This is a genomic window from Pantoea cypripedii (assembly GCF_011395035.1).
Classification (GTDB): Bacteria; Pseudomonadota; Gammaproteobacteria; order Enterobacterales; family Enterobacteriaceae; genus Pantoea; species Pantoea cypripedii_A.
In genome coordinates, this window is sequence record NZ_CP024768.1 from 2,316,032 (window position 1) to 2,333,794 (window position 17,763).

The 17,763-nt window shown below is 53.6% G+C and carries 17 protein-coding genes and 2 tRNA genes; 9 read left to right on the forward strand and 10 right to left on the reverse strand.

All coding sequences use genetic code 11. The features are described from left to right. Positions 1 to 26: 26 nt before the first annotated feature. The 5 genes from CUN67_RS10790 to rssA form a co-directional block, all read right to left on the reverse strand. Positions 27 to 1,034 carry an NAD-dependent epimerase gene (locus CUN67_RS10790; protein WP_208715301.1) on the reverse strand — a complete coding sequence of 336 codons (1,008 nt, stop codon included), beginning with the start codon at positions 1,032 to 1,034 and terminating at the stop codon, positions 27 to 29. A gap of 14 nt (positions 1,035 to 1,048) precedes the next feature. Then, the gene (locus CUN67_RS10795) at positions 1,049 to 2,389 is read right to left on the reverse strand and encodes a UDP-glucose dehydrogenase family protein (RefSeq protein WP_208715302.1); all 1,341 of its coding nucleotides are present in this window, start codon (positions 2,387 to 2,389) and stop codon (positions 1,049 to 1,051) included. A gap of 23 nt (positions 2,390 to 2,412) precedes the next feature. Then, a complete protein-coding gene (gene galU / locus CUN67_RS10800; protein ID WP_208715303.1) occupies positions 2,413 to 3,321 on the reverse strand; it encodes a UTP--glucose-1-phosphate uridylyltransferase GalU in 909 nt (302 codons plus the stop codon). A gap of 193 nt (positions 3,322 to 3,514) precedes the next feature. After that, on the reverse strand, positions 3,515 to 4,531 hold the full coding sequence (gene rssB, locus CUN67_RS10805; protein ID WP_208715304.1) for a two-component system response regulator RssB: 1,017 nt from the start codon (positions 4,529 to 4,531) through the stop codon (positions 3,515 to 3,517). A gap of 102 nt (positions 4,532 to 4,633) precedes the next feature. Then, complete coding sequence (gene rssA / locus CUN67_RS10810) at positions 4,634 to 5,539, reverse strand: patatin-like phospholipase RssA (RefSeq protein ID WP_208715305.1); 906 nt, start codon at positions 5,537 to 5,539, stop codon at positions 4,634 to 4,636. Between the two features lie 96 nt (positions 5,540 to 5,635). Here rssA and CUN67_RS10815 point away from each other — a divergent pair, with 96 nt between their 5' ends. The 4 genes from CUN67_RS10815 to CUN67_RS10830 all read left to right on the forward strand — a co-directional run bounded on the left by CUN67_RS10815 (position 5,636) and on the right by CUN67_RS10830 (position 7,353). Then, on the forward strand, positions 5,636 to 6,091 hold the full coding sequence (locus CUN67_RS10815; RefSeq protein ID WP_208715306.1) for a YchJ family protein: 456 nt from the start codon (positions 5,636 to 5,638) through the stop codon (positions 6,089 to 6,091). Positions 6,092 to 6,148: 57 nt separating this feature from the next. Next, positions 6,149 to 6,997 (forward strand): formyltetrahydrofolate deformylase, encoded by an 849-nt coding sequence (gene purU, locus CUN67_RS10820; RefSeq protein ID WP_084875197.1) that lies wholly within the window; start codon positions 6,149 to 6,151, stop codon positions 6,995 to 6,997. Positions 6,998 to 7,141: 144 nt separating this feature from the next. Then, positions 7,142 to 7,226, forward strand: a tRNA-Tyr gene (locus CUN67_RS10825). Positions 7,227 to 7,268: 42 nt separating this feature from the next. Then, positions 7,269 to 7,353 (forward strand) — tRNA-Tyr (locus tag CUN67_RS10830). Positions 7,354 to 7,404: 51 nt separating this feature from the next. Here the strand turns inward: CUN67_RS10830 and CUN67_RS10835 are convergent. Continuing rightward, positions 7,405 to 8,298 (reverse strand): LysR family transcriptional regulator, encoded by an 894-nt coding sequence (locus CUN67_RS10835; RefSeq protein WP_208715307.1) that lies wholly within the window; start codon positions 8,296 to 8,298, stop codon positions 7,405 to 7,407. Positions 8,299 to 8,400: 102 nt separating this feature from the next. On the opposite strand from CUN67_RS10835, the gene CUN67_RS10840 reads away from it, so the two are divergent. Together CUN67_RS10840 and xthA are read left to right on the forward strand one after the other, a co-directional pair. Continuing rightward, on the forward strand, positions 8,401 to 9,030 hold the full coding sequence (locus CUN67_RS10840; RefSeq protein WP_208715308.1) for an NADPH-dependent F420 reductase: 630 nt from the start codon (positions 8,401 to 8,403) through the stop codon (positions 9,028 to 9,030). Between the two features lie 138 nt (positions 9,031 to 9,168). Further along, positions 9,169 to 9,975 (forward strand): exodeoxyribonuclease III, encoded by an 807-nt coding sequence (gene xthA / locus CUN67_RS10845; RefSeq protein ID WP_208715309.1) that lies wholly within the window; start codon positions 9,169 to 9,171, stop codon positions 9,973 to 9,975. A 32-nt stretch (positions 9,976 to 10,007) separates the two neighbouring features. Here the strand turns inward: xthA and CUN67_RS10850 are convergent, their stop codons facing one another. The 4 genes from CUN67_RS10850 to CUN67_RS10865 form a co-directional block, all read right to left on the reverse strand. Beyond that, on the reverse strand, positions 10,008 to 10,304 hold the full coding sequence (locus CUN67_RS10850) for a YnjH family protein (protein ID WP_208715310.1): 297 nt from the start codon (positions 10,302 to 10,304) through the stop codon (positions 10,008 to 10,010). Beyond that, positions 10,304 to 12,232 carry a DNA topoisomerase III gene (locus CUN67_RS10855; protein ID WP_208715311.1) on the reverse strand — a complete coding sequence of 643 codons (1,929 nt, stop codon included), beginning with the start codon at positions 12,230 to 12,232 and terminating at the stop codon, positions 10,304 to 10,306. Before CUN67_RS10855 ends, CUN67_RS10850 begins: the two co-directional genes overlap by 1 nt. A gap of 22 nt (positions 12,233 to 12,254) precedes the next feature. Beyond that, the gene (selD, locus tag CUN67_RS10860) at positions 12,255 to 13,298 is read right to left on the reverse strand and encodes a selenide, water dikinase SelD (RefSeq protein WP_208715312.1); all 1,044 of its coding nucleotides are present in this window, start codon (positions 13,296 to 13,298) and stop codon (positions 12,255 to 12,257) included. Between the two features lie 152 nt (positions 13,299 to 13,450). Then, complete coding sequence (locus CUN67_RS10865; RefSeq protein ID WP_208715313.1) at positions 13,451 to 14,002, reverse strand: NAD(P)H nitroreductase; 552 nt, start codon at positions 14,000 to 14,002, stop codon at positions 13,451 to 13,453. A 169-nt stretch (positions 14,003 to 14,171) separates the two neighbouring features. Here CUN67_RS10865 and sppA point away from each other — a divergent pair, with 169 nt between their 5' ends. The 3 genes from sppA (at position 14,172) to pncA (ending at position 17,755) form a co-directional block, all read left to right on the forward strand. Continuing rightward, positions 14,172 to 16,031 carry a signal peptide peptidase SppA gene (gene sppA, locus CUN67_RS10870; protein WP_208715314.1) on the forward strand — a complete coding sequence of 620 codons (1,860 nt, stop codon included), beginning with the start codon at positions 14,172 to 14,174 and terminating at the stop codon, positions 16,029 to 16,031. Between the two features lie 85 nt (positions 16,032 to 16,116). After that, positions 16,117 to 17,130 (forward strand): asparaginase, encoded by a 1,014-nt coding sequence (ansA, locus tag CUN67_RS10875; RefSeq protein ID WP_208715315.1) that lies wholly within the window; start codon positions 16,117 to 16,119, stop codon positions 17,128 to 17,130. 16 nt (positions 17,131 to 17,146) lie between these two features. Then, positions 17,147 to 17,755, forward strand: a complete 609-nt coding sequence (gene pncA / locus CUN67_RS10880; RefSeq protein ID WP_208715316.1) for a bifunctional nicotinamidase/pyrazinamidase — start codon at positions 17,147 to 17,149, stop codon at positions 17,753 to 17,755. The last annotated feature ends 8 nt before the right edge of the window (positions 17,756 to 17,763 follow it).

Here is a 17,763-nt window from a genome sequence, read left to right on the forward strand (position 1 = left end):
CAGTGGCTTCCTTTTTTTGTGCTTCATTATTGCTGATAAAATTCACGGTACCAGTCAACAAATTGCTGCACACCCTCGCGCACGCTGGTTTGCGGGCGGAAGTTGATCGCTTTCTTCAGGGCTTCCGTATCTGCGCTGGTTTCCAGCACATCACCAGGCTGCAGCGGCATCATATTCTTCTTCGCTTCCATGCCAAGCGCACTCTCCAGGGCTTCGATATACGCCATCAATGTCACCGGCTGACTGTTGCCGATATTGTAGACGTGATACGGCGCAGAACTGGTGGCTGCCGATCCGGTTTCAACGGTCCATTGGGCGTCTGGCTGCGGAATCACATCCTGTAAACGGACAATTGCCTCAGCAATATCATCAATATAGGTGAAATCACGCATCATCTGCCCATTGTTGTACACATCAATAGGCTCCCCTGCCAGCATTGCCCGGGTGAACTTAAATAGCGCCATATCAGGACGCCCCCACGGACCGTACACGGTGAAAAAGCGTAACCCGGTGGTAGGCAATTGATAAAGATGTGAATACGTATGGGCCATTAACTCATTGGCTTTTTTGGTCGCGGCATACAGCGAAACCGGATGATCAACCGAGTCATCGGTTGAAAAAGGCATTTTCCGGTTCAGACCATAGACTGAACTGGAGGAAGCATAAAGAAGATGACCGACCTTATGATGGCGGCAACCTTCAAGAATATTGAGATGGCCGATGAGATTTGTTTCGGCGTAGAGGTGCGGGTTCTCGATAGAATAACGCACCCCGGCTTGTGCCCCTAAATGAATGACACGTTCAAAACCATGATGGGCAAATAAAGAAGAAATGGCCTGGCGATCTGCCAGGTCCATTTTGCTAAAGCTGAATGCGGGATGAGAGGCTATCCGATCAAGGCGGGCTTGCTTCAGGCTGACGTCATAATAATCATTCAGGTTGTCGATGCCGACAACCTGGTGACCGGCAGCCAGCAGACGCTGACTAACATGAAATCCAATAAAACCTGCCGCGCCGGTAACCAGAAACTTCATACATCCCTCATTTATTACGCAATTTGAATAGAAGCTCCGCGGCCGATTGCATAATAAACGAAGCCGCGTTTGCTGATGCGTTCTGGATCATACAGGTTACGACCATCAAAAATCACGGGTTGTTTTAATGCCGTTTTAATGACATCAAAATCAGGCGCGCGGAAATTCTGCCATTCGGTGCAGATTACCAGACCATCTGCGCCCTGCAATGCCGCTTCTTTGGTCCCCATGAGTTTCAGGTCGCTACGATGTCCGTAGATACGTTGCGCTTCATCCATCGCTTCCGGATCGAATGCCTGAATCGAAGCACCCGCTTCCCACAACGTTTCCATCAGCACACGGCTGGAGGCTTCACGCATATCGTCGGTGTTCGGTTTAAATGCCAGACCCCACAGCGCAAAGGTTTTACCACGCAAATCATCGCCAAAGTGACGTTTGATAAAGGTGGGCAGTTTGCTCTTCTGTGAATCGTTGACATCTTCAACCGCCTGCAGCAGACGCGGTTTATAACCGATAGACTCAGCAGTACGAATCAGCGCCTGAACATCTTTCGGGAAGCAGGAACCACCGTAGCCGCAGCCTGGGTAGATAAAGTGGTAGCCAATACGGGAATCAGAACCAATACCCTGACGCACTTTCTCCACATCCGCACCAAGGCGTTCAGCCAGGTTGGAGATCTCATTCATAAAGCTGATTTTGGTTGCCAGCATGCAGTTTGCCGCATACTTGGTCAGCTCTGCGCTGCGGATATCCATCAAAATCATACGGTCATGGTTGCGGTTAAACGGCTCATAAAGCTCGCGCAACAGCTCAACCACTTCATCGTTATCAGTACCCACCACGATACGCTCAGGACGCATGCAGTCACTTACCGCTGCACCTTCCTTGAGGAATTCCGGGTTAGAAACCACATCAAACGCGATGTTGGCATCACGATTTTTCAGGGTTTCCGTCATCACCGAGCGTACTTTATCTGCTGTGCCGACCGGTACCGTTGATTTATCGATAACCACTTTGTGGCCATCCATGTACTGCGCAATGGTACGTGCCACAGCAGTCACATATTTCAGATCGGCTGAACCGTCTTCATCTGGTGGTGTACCCACAGCGATAAACTGCATCACACCGTGGTTGACCCCTTCTTCCGCATTGGTACTGAATTTCAGGCGTCCTGACTCATAGTTCGCCATCACCAGAGGAGTGAGTCCCGGCTCAAAAATCGGGATGATGCCTTTTTTCAGGTTTTCGACTTTATTCGCGTCGACATCAATACAGAGAACGTCATGTCCGACTTCGGCCAACACCGCAGCCTGAACCAGACCGACATAGCCGATACCAAATACAGTGACTTTCATTGAATTATCCTGTGCTTAATGAGTTACTTTTTGTTTCCTACTTCGCCTTCAAGCCACTGTGCAAAATCTTTGCCCAGGACCGGGTGACGAACACCGTACTCAACAAAAGCCTGCATATAACCGAGCTTGTTACCGCAGTCATGGCTCACACCTCTCAGGTGATAAGCTTCAACGGTTTCTTTTTCCATCAGCATCGCAATGGAGTCAGTCAGCTGCACTTCACCGCCAGCACCCGGAGGGGTTTTTGCCAGCAACGGCCAAATATCTGCAGACAGCACATAACGGCCGACCACAGCCAGGTTTGATGGCGCTTCAGCTGCTTTCGGTTTCTCAACCACACCGACCATCGGCGCACTTTCGCCTGGGCTTAAGTCCGCACCTTTGCAGTCAACCACACCGTAGGCAGTCACATCGGCAACCGGCTCAACCATAATCTGGCTACGGCCACTTTCTTCGTAACGCGACAGCATTTCTGCCAGGTTGTCTTTGGTCGGATCAGATTCGTACTCATCGATGATCACATCCGGCAGAATAACAGCAACCGGCTCATCACCGACCAGCGGGTGTGCACACATCACAGCGTGACCCAGACCTTTGGCGATGCCCTGACGCACCTGCATGATGGTAACGTGTGGCGGGCAAATTGACTGGATTTCGTCCAGCAGCTGGCGCTTAACACGTTTTTCCAGCATGGATTCCAGCTCAAAACTGGTATCAAAATGGTTTTCGATAGCGTTTTTAGACGAATGGGTAACCAGCACAATCTCGTTAATGCCAGCAGCAATACACTCATTCACGACATACTGGATCAACGGCTTATCGACCAGCGGTAACATCTCTTTGGGGATAGCTTTGGTGGCAGGGAGCATACGCGTACCCAGACCAGCAACAGGGATTACCGCTTTTTTTACTTTTGACTTAAAGGCAGACATCAAGATACCTCTCTTATAGGCCGCTCAAGTTAATACTTGATATGTCGGTTTAAAAAACGAAATGAGTATATCAGCTACTCACTGACGGATTTATCCTGGATGGAGTTAATCCGCGGAATTTAAGACTATTACCCAAGTGTAAAGCTAACCCCTGGCCCTGTCTCCAGCCCGCAGAAAATATAAATCTAATCGCTTATTCTTCAGCCGATAACATCAGACGCAACCTGCCACCAGAGCCCCATACATGGCATTGCCAGGACTCGGCGCGTTGACTAATTTGATTGAGGTGGGTGCTGCCCATAGTACCAAGCGGAACCCCATTACTGAGTTGAATTTGATGGGTGTTAATGTGCAGTGTGGCGTTAAGTCCAGCCGACACCAAAATAAGATTTTTGAGCTGCCGATGATAATAACCCACCAGCAAGGGAAATTGCCCATTCAGGTTTGCCTGGCGCAACAACATATTCACCTGACGCAGCAGACCATTTAACTCCGGCAAGCGCTGTTTCTGTCCGGAAAGTTGTTCCTGCAGCAAGCCGTTAAACAAAGCGCGCAACAACAACGCGGCCAGCACGCCATTATCCCCCGCCCGGGTGACATCAAGACAATAAAACGCCAGATCCTTATCCGATAACGCGGCAATATCCAGTACCAGCCCCGGCTGTTCTGCCATGGTGAGCTGACGATAATTAATCCGGCAGTTGGCAATAGTTTGTTGTACCGGGGGTTGTAATTGTTTCAGGAGTTTTGAGGCCGCCAGAGGATCGCGTACCAGTGCATCCCAATCCTGGAACAGCTGTTCATCTTCCTCAACCTTGGAGGTAAACATGGAAGGATAAAGACACTCATATACCGCTTCACGAAAGCGTTCGAGGTTCTTCAAGGGCTTGAGCAGCACATCCTGCACACCAAGACGTAACACATGGGCGATATCAGCCATATTTTGCGTTGCCGAGATGATCAAAATCGGCACGCTGTTACCGCGACTGCGAATCCGTTCAACAAACTGAATGCCCCCCATGCGCGGCATTTCCAGATCACAAATGACCAGATCAACCGGTTGTGCGGTGAGTAAGGTCAGCCCATCAAGACCATCGCCAGCCTGCATTGTCTGTGCGCCAAGACTGACTAATAAGTTATCCAGCAGCGAACGGAAAACGACCTCATCTTCGACAATGAGTATCTTTTTGCCGATTAGTGGCTTTTCCATTCTCTCCCCCTGCGTACCAGACATTTCAATAGTGGTTCATAAAACGCAGTTGCGCCTTTCAGAATTAACTGAAGTAACAACATCTGTGAATGAACAACCTGACTATCTGCTACGAACCAGTGGCAACAGTTCATCCATTTTCTTCTCAACGGCGGCCTTGCCTGCCGCAATGGCTTCTTCAGCACGGTGAAAGTCCAGCGTAGAAATTTGTGGACAGAATGGCTGAATCAGCACATCCGGCGGATCGCCTGCCATACGGTTACGCTTCAGGCGATTTTCCAGTACCTGGATGGAGGTCGACATAATTTCCATCGCTCCAGGCGTTTGATTAGCGCGGCGCTGGGCTAATCCCAGCAACCGCTGGCGCAGTTTTTTGCCCCAGCTGAGCGCGTCTGCTGCCGCCTGTTCTTCACCGCTTTGCGGGGTAACCGACAACAGATCCTGCTGCATCAGATGCGCGTCATGCTGCAAATCAACCGCAATGACGATATCTGCGCCCAACGCCCGGGTGAGTGAAATCGGCACCGGATTGACCACCGCACCATCCACCAGCCAGTAACCATTGTAGCCAACGGGTGGTAATAAGCCTGGCATACTACAGGAAGCACGGACCGCCTGATGCAGGTCACCCTCGGTCAACCACAACTCACGGCCGGTACTAAGATTGGTGGCAACCACACCAAAAGGTTTGTCACACTGCTCAATAAAATCCGTGGGGATCAGCTGCCGAACGTGACTGAAGACCCGATCGCCGCGCAACAATCCACCGCGCTGCCATGACAGGTCCATCAGCCGAATCACATCCCAGTAGCGAAAAGCACTGACCCAGCGCTCCATCATGCCCAGACGGCCATTAACATAAGCTGAGCCCACCAGCGCACCGACGGAACACCCGGCAACCACATCGACCTCGATCCCGGCTCGCTCCAGCGCATTGATCACGCCAATATGCGACCAGCCTTTGGCGGCACCTGAACCCAGGGCCAGCCCGATTCTCACCTTTCTCATCTTACCTCGGGTTTTACCTGGTACGTAGCATCGCGCCTGACACTCAGCTACCATAGCGCGCGCAATCTTTAACTTTAATCACCCTCGGGAGATGACGTGGACGAAAAGTGCCCCTGCTGTAGCGGAAAGCAGTATAGCCTATGTTGCCAACCCTTTCTGACCGGGCAGAGTTCCCCCACCAGCGCTGAGCAGCTGATGCGCTCACGCTACTGCGCTTACGTGAAGAAAAACGCAGCCTGGCTGGTCGCCACCTGGCTCCCCAGCCAGCGGGTGGCCGAACTTGAGACGTTATTATCTGAAAGTTTTTCCGACACTGAATGGCTGGGCCTGAATGTAACCCGTTGTAATCACGGAAGCCATGAGAACGAAGCATTCGTGACTTTTTTTGCGCGCTTTATCGAAAAAGGGCGCACATCGGCCATCTATGAATGTTCACGCTTTCTTCGTGAGGATCAACGCTGGTACTATGTTGACGGAACAACGCCTCCGCTGGGGCGAAACGATCGCTGTCCTTGTGGCTCCGATAAAAAATACAAAAAATGTTGTGGCTGATTTGGACATTCGGCCAACGGCTTTACCATTCATCGCTTTGACAGGACTCTGATCGAGATGCAAGCGCAAACCATGCAACGAAAAGTTTTACGTACCATTTGCCCCGATGCGAAAGGTCTGATCGCCAAAATCACCAACATTTGTTACAAGCACGAACTCAACATCGTGCAGAACAACGAATTTGTCGATCACCGTACCGGGCGCTTTTTCATGCGCACAGAGCTTGAAGGCATTTTTAATGACAACACCCTGCTCGCGGATCTCGACAGCGCCTTACCGGTTGGCTCGGTACGTGAGCTGAACAGCGCCGGACGCCGTCGTGTGGTGATTCTGGTGACCAAAGAAGCGCATTGTCTCGGCGACCTGCTGATGAAAAGTGCGTTTGGCGGTCTCGATATGGAAATCGCCGCAGTGATTGGCAACCACGAAACGCTGCGCTCGCTGGTCGAACGCTTCGATATTCCGTTTGCGCTGGTTAGCCATGAAGGGCTGACGCGTGAAGAGCACGATAACCGCATGGTCGAAGAGATTGATCGTTATCAGCCGGATTACGTGGTGCTGGCTAAATATATGCGCGTATTAACCCCCGCGTTTGTGCAGCGCTACCCGAATCAGATCATCAATATTCACCACTCCTTCCTGCCCGCCTTCATTGGCGCGCGTCCTTATCATCAGGCCTACGAGCGTGGCGTGAAGATCATTGGTGCCACCGCGCATTATGTGAACGACAACCTCGATGAAGGTCCGATCATTATGCAGGATGTCATCAACGTGGATCATAGCTACACCGCAGAAGAAATGATGCGCGCGGGGCGTGACGTTGAAAAGAATGTCCTGAGCCGTGCACTGTACAAAGTGCTGGGCCAGCGTGTGTTTGTTTACGGCAACCGCACGATCATTCTTTAATCACTCTGACGCTGAACTGTGCAAGGCTTCAGCGTCACGAGTAAAAAGTGGGCAATCGATTCATAAATTTAGTGTGGGCGCTTTACAGACCGAGCGCATTTGGTATTATGCGCCCCGCTTTCAGGCGTAATGATTCAGGCCAGTGGTGGGATTCCCGAGCGGCCAAAGGGAGCAGACTGTAAATCTGCCGTCACAGACTTCGAAGGTTCGAATCCTTCTCCCACCACCATCTGAATCGCCGCGACCTGTAGCAACAATATGTATCATCCCTGGTGGGATTCCCGAGCGGCCAAAGGGAGCAGACTGTAAATCTGCCGTCACAGACTTCGAAGGTTCGAATCCTTCTCCCACCACCATCCAGATATTTTCCCTTATCAAACTCCAGTGCCACCATTCATATATCTCCCTTAGCTCTTCGCAAATTCGCTTCTGAGTGCCTCGACAAAACAACGTATTTTTGCCGTTTGTTTGCGTGCCGAGGGAACCAGAACATGCATTGGGCGTGACGGGCCTTCGTAATCCGGTAATACCCTGACCAGACGTCCTTTATTGATCTCCTCTTTCAGTACGTCTTCTGGTCCCAGTGTGACGCCATAGCCTTCCAGCGCCGCATGCATCAGGGCCTTCCAGTCATTGGATCGTAACCGCCCTTCAGGTCTCACTTCTTCTGTTTTTCCCTCTTTGCGGAACATCCAGCGACAGGGCATGGCGGCCGACCAAAGCCCATACACCAGACAGGCATGGTGCTGCAAATCTGACGGTGTCAGGGGTAAGCCATGCTGTTGAATATAGGAGGGTGCAGCACAGGCAATCAGCCGGTAGGGTGACAGCGGCCATGCCACCATCGAGCTGTCGGCCAGTTCACCAATACGGATAATCACCTCAGCCTCTTCTTCGCCAGGATTGATGATTCTGTCACTCAGCGTCAGTTCTACCTGCACCTCCGGCCAGGTCGCCAGATAACGGGTGATAAAGGGAGCAAGCGCATATGAGCCGAACGTCACCGGGGCATTGACCCGAATGATGCCGGAAGGCGTGGCTTGCATATTCAGCACCACAGCATCCGCCTCTTCCACTTCCGATAACACCACCCGACAACGTTCGTAATAGCTGCGACCGATAGCGGTCAGATGCTGACGCCGCGTGGTGCGGTTGATCAACGCCGTACCTAAGCGCGATTCAAGCGCGGCAATGTGTTTCGCCACCATCTGGGGTGACATCTCCAGCGCATCAGCCACTGCCGCAAAAGACCCCAGTTCTGCGGCTTTAACGAATACTTTCATCCCCGCCAGTCTGTCCATGATTAACCCCTTTAAGTTGTTTTTAAAACAACAATAGACCGATTTATCTTCTTTTATGAGCGAATCATAGTAGACCACAGGTAAAGCCCCTGTGGAGGAATAATGAAAATTGGAATTATTGGTGCCGGATTCGTGGGCCGTGCGGTCGCTAAACTGGCAATTCAGGCCGGACATCAGGTCATGCTCAGCAATTCACGGAGTCCTCAGACGTTGTTCAGCCTGCGTCCGATGATCGGTTGTGAAACAGGTACGGCAAGCGAAGCCGCCAGATTTGGCGATATCGTGCTTATCGCCGTGCCACTGACCGCCATCGATGCGCTGCCGGTAGATGAACTGAGAGGAAAACATCTTCTCGATGCCGTTAACTACTATCCTGATCGCGACGGTCACGTCGATGTGCTGGCAACGCGACAGACCACCACCAGTGAACTGCTGGCCAGCCACTTACCCGACAGTCAGATTACTAAAGCCTTTAACGCGATTCCCATGACCGAGCTGGAGACTGATGGGTTACCGGCGGCCACAGCCGGACGCCGCGCGCTGCCACTGGCAGGCGACGATGACGAGGGCAAAGCTGTCGCTGCCGCGCTTTACGAGGCCTTTGGCTTTGATGCCGTCGATGCCGGTCCGCTGGCTGAAGGCTGGCGTTTCGAGCGCGGAATGCCCTCCTACTGCGTGCGGATGACCAGACAGGAGTTAGTCGCGGCACTTGCCGAGGCCAGAAAGGATTGATTCACCACCTGCCGCCCGGCAGCGCGCGGGCGGCGGGTAAACCCCACACCATGCCTTTTCTGTCGATTCTGCCCATGACATTTATGACAAAACTCGCTACCATCCCGCCATACTTATCACGGATAAAATGGCTGCCTCATGAAATTTGTCTCTTTTAACATCAATGGTTTGCGAGCACGCCCTCATCAACTCGAAGCGCTGGTTGAGCAGCATCAGCCAGACGTGATTGGCCTGCAGGAAACCAAGGTCCATGATGATATGTTCCCGCTCGAAGAAGTGAGCAAGCTCGGTTACAACGTGTTTTATCATGGGCAGAAAGGTCACTACGGCGTCGCTCTGCTGACAAAAGTGCAGCCGGTAATGGTCCGTCGTGGTTTCCCGGAGGATGGTGAAGATGCCCAACGCCGTCTGATCATGGCTGAGATCCCCAGCCCGATTGGCGATATCACCGTGATCAATGGCTATTTCCCGCAGGGGGAAAGCCGCGACCATCCGATCAAGTTCCCGGCTAAAGAGAAGTTTTATCAGGACCTGCAAAATTACCTGCAAAATCAGCTGACCGCCGATAAACCGGTGTTGATTATGGGTGATATGAATATCAGCAGCACCGATCTTGATATAGGTATCGGGGAAGAGAACCGCAAACGCTGGCTGCGTACCGGCAAATGCTCGTTCCTGCCGGAAGAACGTGAATGGATGGATCGCCTGCTGAACTGGGGTCTGGTGGACACCTGGCGCGCGAAATACCCGGAAACGGCAGACCGTTTCTCATGGTTTGATTACCGCTCCAAAGGTTTTGATGATAACCGTGGTCTGCGCATTGACCTGCTGCTTGCCAGCCAGCCTCTGGCCTCACGCTGCATCGAAAGCGGCATTGATTATGATATTCGCAGTATGGAAAAACCGTCCGATCACGCTCCAATCTGGTCAACGTTCGGCTTTTAATGATGCGTGGTGGCCTTTGCAGGCCACCCCGATTATTTGATGATTTTCCAGATTAACGGATTGGTGCCCATCACTTTCTCATCGCGTGAGCATTGCAGCAGCACGCCTTCCGCTTTAACCACCGCCCCTTCCGAATAACTCCGGTTCTCATAGGTGCAGCACTGCATGCAATTGCTTTGCTGGTTATTCTGTCCCTGCGTCCAGACTTCCGGTGGCATATCAACCACCACATCGGTATTGCCGGTGCGGCCCACCTCAGGGGTGCGATTCGCCTGCGCTGCGCTGCTAAACAGCAGTACGCCACTCAGCAGCAACATCAGATAACGCATCACTCGGTCTCCTTCATTTTGCGCCGGGCGGGTTTGCGTGATCGTTTTTTCTCACTCGCTGCGCCGCTCGCGGCAATGCCACGAAATGCCTGTAACGATGGCTGCTGACGTGCCTGACCAATCAAACCGATTAGGGTACTGACCAGCGGCTGCATAAACTCATCGTAACGACAGGCTTTTTCACTGATGCGGGTAAGCGTCGATTCCCAGTGCGCCGTCATATCCGGCCGTGCCGCCATTTCAGGCAGCGCGTGAATCAATGCCCTGCCTGCTTCACTGGAGTGAATATAACGGCCCTTCTTTACCAGGAATGTTCGCCGGAACAACAATTCAATTATTCCGGCGCGCGTCGCTTCCGTTCCTAAACCATCGGTCGCACGCAGCACTTTCTTTAGATCTTTATCCTGAACAAAACGCGCAATACCAGTCATCGCCGAGAGTAAGGTCGCATCGGTAAAGGGACGCGGGGGCTGAGTCTGCTTTGCCAGCACCTCGCCACGTTCGCACAGCAATTCATCCCCTTTACTGACCACGGGCAATGGGGTGCCGTCGTTTTCTTCATCGCGCTCTTTGCTGCCAAGCAACGCCCGCCAGCCCGCTTCGGCCAGAAAACGCGCCTTCGCCACAAACTTCCCACCGCCAATATCGAGATCGATGACACACTTGCGAAACACCGCATCAGGGCAGAACTGCATCAGATACTGGCGTGCAATCAAGCCATAAATATTGGCTTCGTTTTCGCTCAGATTGACCTTGCTGGCACGCGCGGTCGGAATGATAGCGTGGTGCGCATCCACTTTTTTATCATCCCAGCAGCGGTTGCGCTGATCGGTGTTGAAGTCCGCCGGTGGCGTCATATCCGGTTGATGCGCCTGGATGGCGTTCAGCACCGCATGACGGCCAGCAAAATGCTCCTCGGGCAGATAACGGCAATCCGAACGCGGATAGGTGATCAGCTTGTGGGTTTCATACAGGCGCTGGCAGCAATCCAGTACATTCTGTGCACTCAGGCCAAAGCGCCTTGCGGCTTCAATTTGCAGGCTTGAGAGTGAGAACGGCAACGGGGCGATTTCCGATTCCCGTTTATCATTATACCCGGTGACCAGCGCAGGCTTGCCGTTGATGCGTTCCAGTACGTGGTCCGCCAGCGGACGGTGTAGCAAGCGCCCCTCTTCATCCTGCCAGGGTTCACAGGCATCACTCGGTACCCAGCTGGCAACAAAGCGCTCGTCTTTTGGCGTCACAATGTGCGCTTTGACTTCGAAATAGTCCTTTGGAATAAAGTTTTCAATCTCTTCATCGCGGCGCACCACCAGCCCAAGCACCGGGGTCTGTACCCGACCGACCGAAAGGACGCCGTCGTAGCCAGCGTTTCGACCCAGCAGCGTCCAGGCACGGGTCATATTGATGCCATACAACCAGTCTGCACGCGCACGCGCCAGCGCCGAAACGCACAACGGAATAAACTCACGGTTTTCACGTAAACGACCTACCGCACGCTCCACCGCCTGTGGATTGAGATCGTTAATCAAACAACGCTGTACCTTCTGACGTTTTTCCGGCGACAGCTGGAGATAATCAATCACCTCATCCACCAGCAACTGCCCTTCCCGATCCGGGTCACCGGCATGCACCACTTCCGTGGCCTGCACCAGTAATCCTTCGATGACCTTCAACTGTTTTGCCACCGATGGCCGTGGCTGCAGCCGCCATTTATCGGGGATGATCGGCAAATCGGCAAGATTCCAGCGGGCGTAACGGCTGTCATAGCTGTCTGGCTGAGCTTGCTCCAGCAAATGCCCGACACACCAGGTCACCACCTGATCATTGCCGCAGGCGATATAGCCATCGCCGCGTCGGTGGGGTTTTGGCAACACGTCAGCGATGGCACGTCCCAGACTGGGTTTTTCTGCAATAAACAAACGCATGAATGGCGTCGTTCCTTAAACGTCAGTTAACTACGGTAATCAGTGGCAGATGGGGCTCTGCCGCAAAAAGCTCGCCGATGGCGGTTGCAGTGACTCCGGCCAGCATGGCACAGCGCTGAAACTCTTCGATGGCTGAGGGTTGTACCGCCACCAGCAGGCCGCCGGATGTCTGCGGGTCACATAACAACGCGCGTGTCGCATCATCCATCGGCGACACATGTCGGCCATAACTGGCAAAATTGCGACCGGTTCCACCGGGAACAGCTCCCGCAGCGATATAGGCATCGACCCCGGCCAGACGCGGCACCTGTGCGGCCATCACCTCAGCACGCAAGCCCGATCCCTGACAGATTTCACTCAGATGGCCCAGCAAGCCAAACCCGGTGACATCGGTCATGGCGGTGACACCCGCCAGTTGCGCGAACTCGGCACCCGCTTTATTCAGCTGGCACATCACCTCCGCCGCCAGCATCTGATGCTCGGGACGCAGCAGACCTTTCTTTTCCGCCGTGGTCAGAATGCCAATGCCGAGCGGTTTGGTCAGGAACAGCTGACACCCGGCCTGCGCCGCGCTGTTTTTCTTCACGCGCGCCACATCGACGATGCCGGTAACGGCAAGGCCAAAAATCGGTTCCGGGGCATCAATGGAATGGCCGCCCGCCAGCGCAATACCCGCTGCCTGGCACGCAGCGCGTCCCCCCTCCACCACCTGCTGCGCCACTTCAGGGCTGAGCACATTCACTGGCCAGCCCAAAATCGCGATAGCCATGATCGGTTTGCCGCCCATGGCATAGATATCGCTGATGGCGTTGGTCGCGGCAATACGGCCAAAGGTGTGGGGATCGTCAACGATCGGCATAAAAAAATCGGTGGTACTGACCACCGCGCTGCCGTTGCCTAAATCGTACACCGCCGCATCATCGCGTGTTTCATTCCCCACCAGCAGATGAGGATCGTGAAAAGCGGTCAGTTCGCTATGCAGGATGGTTTCCAGCACCTGGGGAGAAATTTTGCAACCGCAGCCAGCCCCGTGGCTGTACTGGGTCAGGCGAAGAGGTTCACTCATGGCGGGTTCCTTATGCACTGGCAGATAGCGCTATGTTAGCCTGGCTGCCAGCATGTGGTAAGTGTTGCGCGGTTACAGTTCGATCAATCGCACACGCGATGTGCAATCCCTGCAACGTCACTCAGCCTGCCGCAGAAGCCCGCCACTGTCTGTCAGAAATAACTGACAAATTCCGCCGTGTCAGGCGGGAGCACGGTCGTGCTGGATTTCAGTTGCGGCGTGCCAAGATAAAGGAAGCCAACAATCGCATCCTGTTCACGGCAACCAAAGGCTTCACGCACCTGAGGATGGTCAGTCCAGGGGCCGCTGCGCCAGATACCATTGAAGCCCTGCGCTGCCGCGGCCATTTGCATCGCCATCACCGCACAGCCTGCGGAAATCAGTTGTTCCCAGTGCGGCACTTTCGGGTGCTCTTCACAACGCGCAACCACGGTGATAATCATCGGTGCGCGGAACGGTGACGAGCTGGCCTTCTCAATCGCTTTATCATCCATCGCGCTGGCACGGGCTGCCTGCTCCAGCAGTTTGCTCAGACGATCGCGCCCCTCTTTCTCGACAATAATGAAGCGCCAGGGCTGTAAAGTGCCGTGATCCGGCGCGCGCATACCCGCGCGCAGAATGTTCTCCAGCACCTCACCCGCCGGGGCAGGATCGGCCAGACGTGAAGCCGAGCGACGATTAACTAACAAATCAAGTGCATCCATTATCTTCTCCCTTGTATAAAAACGTTGTCTAATCCTGGCATACGACGATCTTTTGTAACAGTCTGGCGCGATTTCCTGCTGACATTTAGCACGCTGCTCTTTAGGATGAGGTCGACATCGGGGCTGCCAGCATGCTGGCGGTCTTCGGCTATATGAATATGGAGAGTCTATGCGCACACTGTGGCGAATTATTGCTGGCCTGTTCCGCTGGGGTTGGCGGGTGCTGAATTTTATCCGGGAATTTATCCTTAATTTATTTCTTATTGTTGTGATCCTTGCCGGTGTTGGGATCTGGTTGCAGGTGAGCGGTTCAAATAGTAGTGAGCCAGTGCAACAAGGCGCACTGAAAGTTGACCTCACCGGGGTGCTGGTGGATAAACCTTCAGTCAGCAATCGTCTGAGCCGTATTGGCCGCCAATTGCTGGGCAGCAACAGCGACCGTTTGCAGGAAAATTCCCTGTTTGATGTGGTCGATGCCATCCGCCAGGCAAAAGGTGACAAAAACATCACCGGTATTGTGCTTGATTTACGTGATTTTGGTGGTGGCGATCAGCCTTCGCTGCAATATGTCGGTAAAGCGTTGCGCGAGTTCCGTGACAGCGGCAAACCGGTGTATGCCATCGGCGACAGCTACAGCCAGGCGCAATATTATCTGGCCAGCTATGCCAACAAGGTTTACCTGTCACCACAAGGCACCGTTGATTTACACGGTTTCGCCACTAACGGCCTGTACTACAAAACGCTGCTCGACAAGCTGAAAGTCAATTCACATGTCTTCCGCGTAGGTACTTACAAATCGGCAGTAGAACCTTTCCTGCGTGACGATATGTCGCCGGAAGCACGCGATGCCGATAGCCGCTGGATTGGTCAGCTGTGGCAAAACTACCTGAACACCGTTTCCGCAAACCGCCAGATCACGCCGGAACAGCTGTTCCCTGGTGCCGCAGGCATCATCAGCGGATTGCAGGCTGTGCAGGGTGATACCGCCAAATATGCGCTGAATAATAAGCTGGTTGATGCGCTGGAGAGCCGTGCGGCTGCCGATCAGGAACTGGTCAAGACCTTTGGCTGGGATAAGCAGAACAACGATTATCGCAACGTCAGCATCTATGATTACACCGTCAAACAGCCACCGACTCAGCAGGACGGCAATATCGCTGTGGTGATGGCAAGTGGTGCGATCATGGACGGTGAAGAAACCGCCGGTAATGTCGGTGGCGATACGACGGCCGCCCAGATCCGCGATGCGCGTCTCGATCCGAAAATTAAGGCGATCATCCTGCGCGTGAACAGCCCTGGTGGCAGCGTCACTGCCTCAGAAGCAATTCGCGAAGAACTGGCCGCCGCGCATGCTGCGGGTAAACCGGTGGTGGTATCGATGGGAGGGATGGCTGCCTCAGGGGGTTACTGGATCTCCACGCCAGCTGATTACATTGTGGCGAACCCCAGCACACTTACCGGCTCGATTGGTATCTTCGGGGTGATCAATACCGTTGAAAACAGCCTGAGCACCATTGGCGTGCATACCGACGGCGTTGCCACTTCACCTCTGGCGGATGTGGCGACCACCAAAGCGCTGCCGCCTGAAGTGCAGCAATTGATGCAGCTGACAATTGAAAACGGCTATCGTAACTTCGTTGGTTTAGTCGCCGCCTCACGCCATAAAACGCCAGAGCAGATCAATGATATTGCTCAGGGCCATGTCTGGACCGGTAGCGATGCCAAAGCCAATGGTCTGGTAGATGCGCTGGGTGACTTTGATGATGCGGTCAAGAAAGCGGCTGAGCTGGCGAAAATCACCACACCACAGCTGAGCTGGTATCAGGATGATCCGGGAATGCTGGATCTGCTGCTGAATCAAATGAGTGCTTCTATCAGCGTCGTGATGCCACAGGCACTGAAAGTGTGGCTGCCCGCTCCGATGCTTGATGTGATGAGCGCCATGAAGAAACAACCTGGTCTGTTCGATAACCTCAACGATCCGCAAAATCGTTACGCTTTCTGCCTCAGCTGCGGCGACGTAAGATAATCTTTACGGCCCGGCCTCTGGTCGGGCTGCTTTTCACCGGTAATCCCCTTATACTGCGCGTTTTACGGCAAGTCTGAGTTCATTCATGCAAAAGAAAAATATCTATGTCGCCTACACCGGCGGGACCATTGGTATGCAGCGTTCCGCGCAAGGCTACATTCCGGTATCGGGTCACCTGCAACAGCAGCTGGCCAATATGCCAGAGTTCCATCGTCCGGAGATGCCAGATTTTACCATCCACGAATATCACCCGTTGATGGACTCTTCCGACATGACACCGGAAGACTGGCAGTCCATCGCTAACGATATCAAACAGAATTACGACCATTACGACGGTTTTGTGATTCTGCATGGTACCGATACCATGGCATTCACCGCGTCGGCTCTCTCCTTTATGCTGGAGAACCTCGCCAAGCCAGTGATCGTCACCGGTTCACAGATCCCCCTGGCAGAATTGCGCTCAGACGGCCAGCAGAACCTGCTTAACTCGTTGTATGTGGCGGCTAACTATCCGATCAACGAAGTCGCACTATTCTTTAATAACACCCTGTTCCGCGGTAACCGCACCACCAAAGCACATGCTGACGGCTTCAACGCGTTTGCCTCGCCAAACCTGCCACCGTTGCTGGAAGCGGGCATTCATATTCGCCGCCTGAATACCCCACCGGCACCACCAGGCAAGGGTGAACTGATCGTCCATCCGATCACCCCACAACCGATTGGCGTGGTGACCATTTATCCGGGAATTTCTGCCGAAGTCGTGCGCAATTTCCTGCGTCAGCCGGTGAAAGCCCTGATCCTGCGCTCGTATGGCGTCGGCAATGCGCCGCAAAATGCGGAGTTCCTGGCTGAGCTGCAGCAGGCGAGTGAGCGTGGCATTGTGGTGGTCAACCTGACGCAGTGTATGTCTGGCAAAGTGAATATGGGGGGTTACGCCACCGGTAACGCGCTGGAGCATGCTGGTGTGATCAGCGGTTTCGATCTCACCGTTGAAGCGACATTAACAAAACTTCACTTTTTGCTGAGTCAAAACCTCACCAGCGCAGAAATTCGTGCCAGAATGCAACAGAATTTACGTGGCGAACTGACAGAAGACTGATACGGAGCGAGATGTAATGAAGCGGGCATTGATAATCATCGATATACAAAACGATTTTTGCCCCGGCGGCCCAATGGCTGTGCGTGAAGGTGACCTGACGGTTGCTATTGCGAATCGCTACGCACGTGAATTTCGCGCCAGAGGGGAGTGCGTGGTGGCATTGCAGGACTGGCACCCGAAAAACCATGGCAGCTTTGCCTCAGTATCTGGTGAGCCGGTTTATACCTTAGGAGAACTGAACGGCCTGGCGCAAATCTGGTGGCCAGACCACGGTATCCAGGGTTCAGAAGGGGCCGATTTCCATCCTGAGCTGGATCGCTCGCTGATTGATGCGGTGTTCCATAAAGGACAGGACGTGGATGTTGATAGCTACAGCGCCTTTTTCGACAACGGCCATCGCCGCAAAACCGAGCTGGACAGCTGGCTGCGCGAGCGTGATATCAGCCATTTAGTGGTGCTGGGGCTGGCAACCGATTACTGCGTCAAATACAGCGTACTGGATGCACTGGAGCTGGGGTATCAGGTTGAAGTGGTGGAAGAAGGCTGTCGCGGCGTCAACCTCAACCCCGACGATAGCGCCATTGCCATTGAGCAGATGCGTAATCAGGGTGCGGTAATTATCTGAAAATCAGG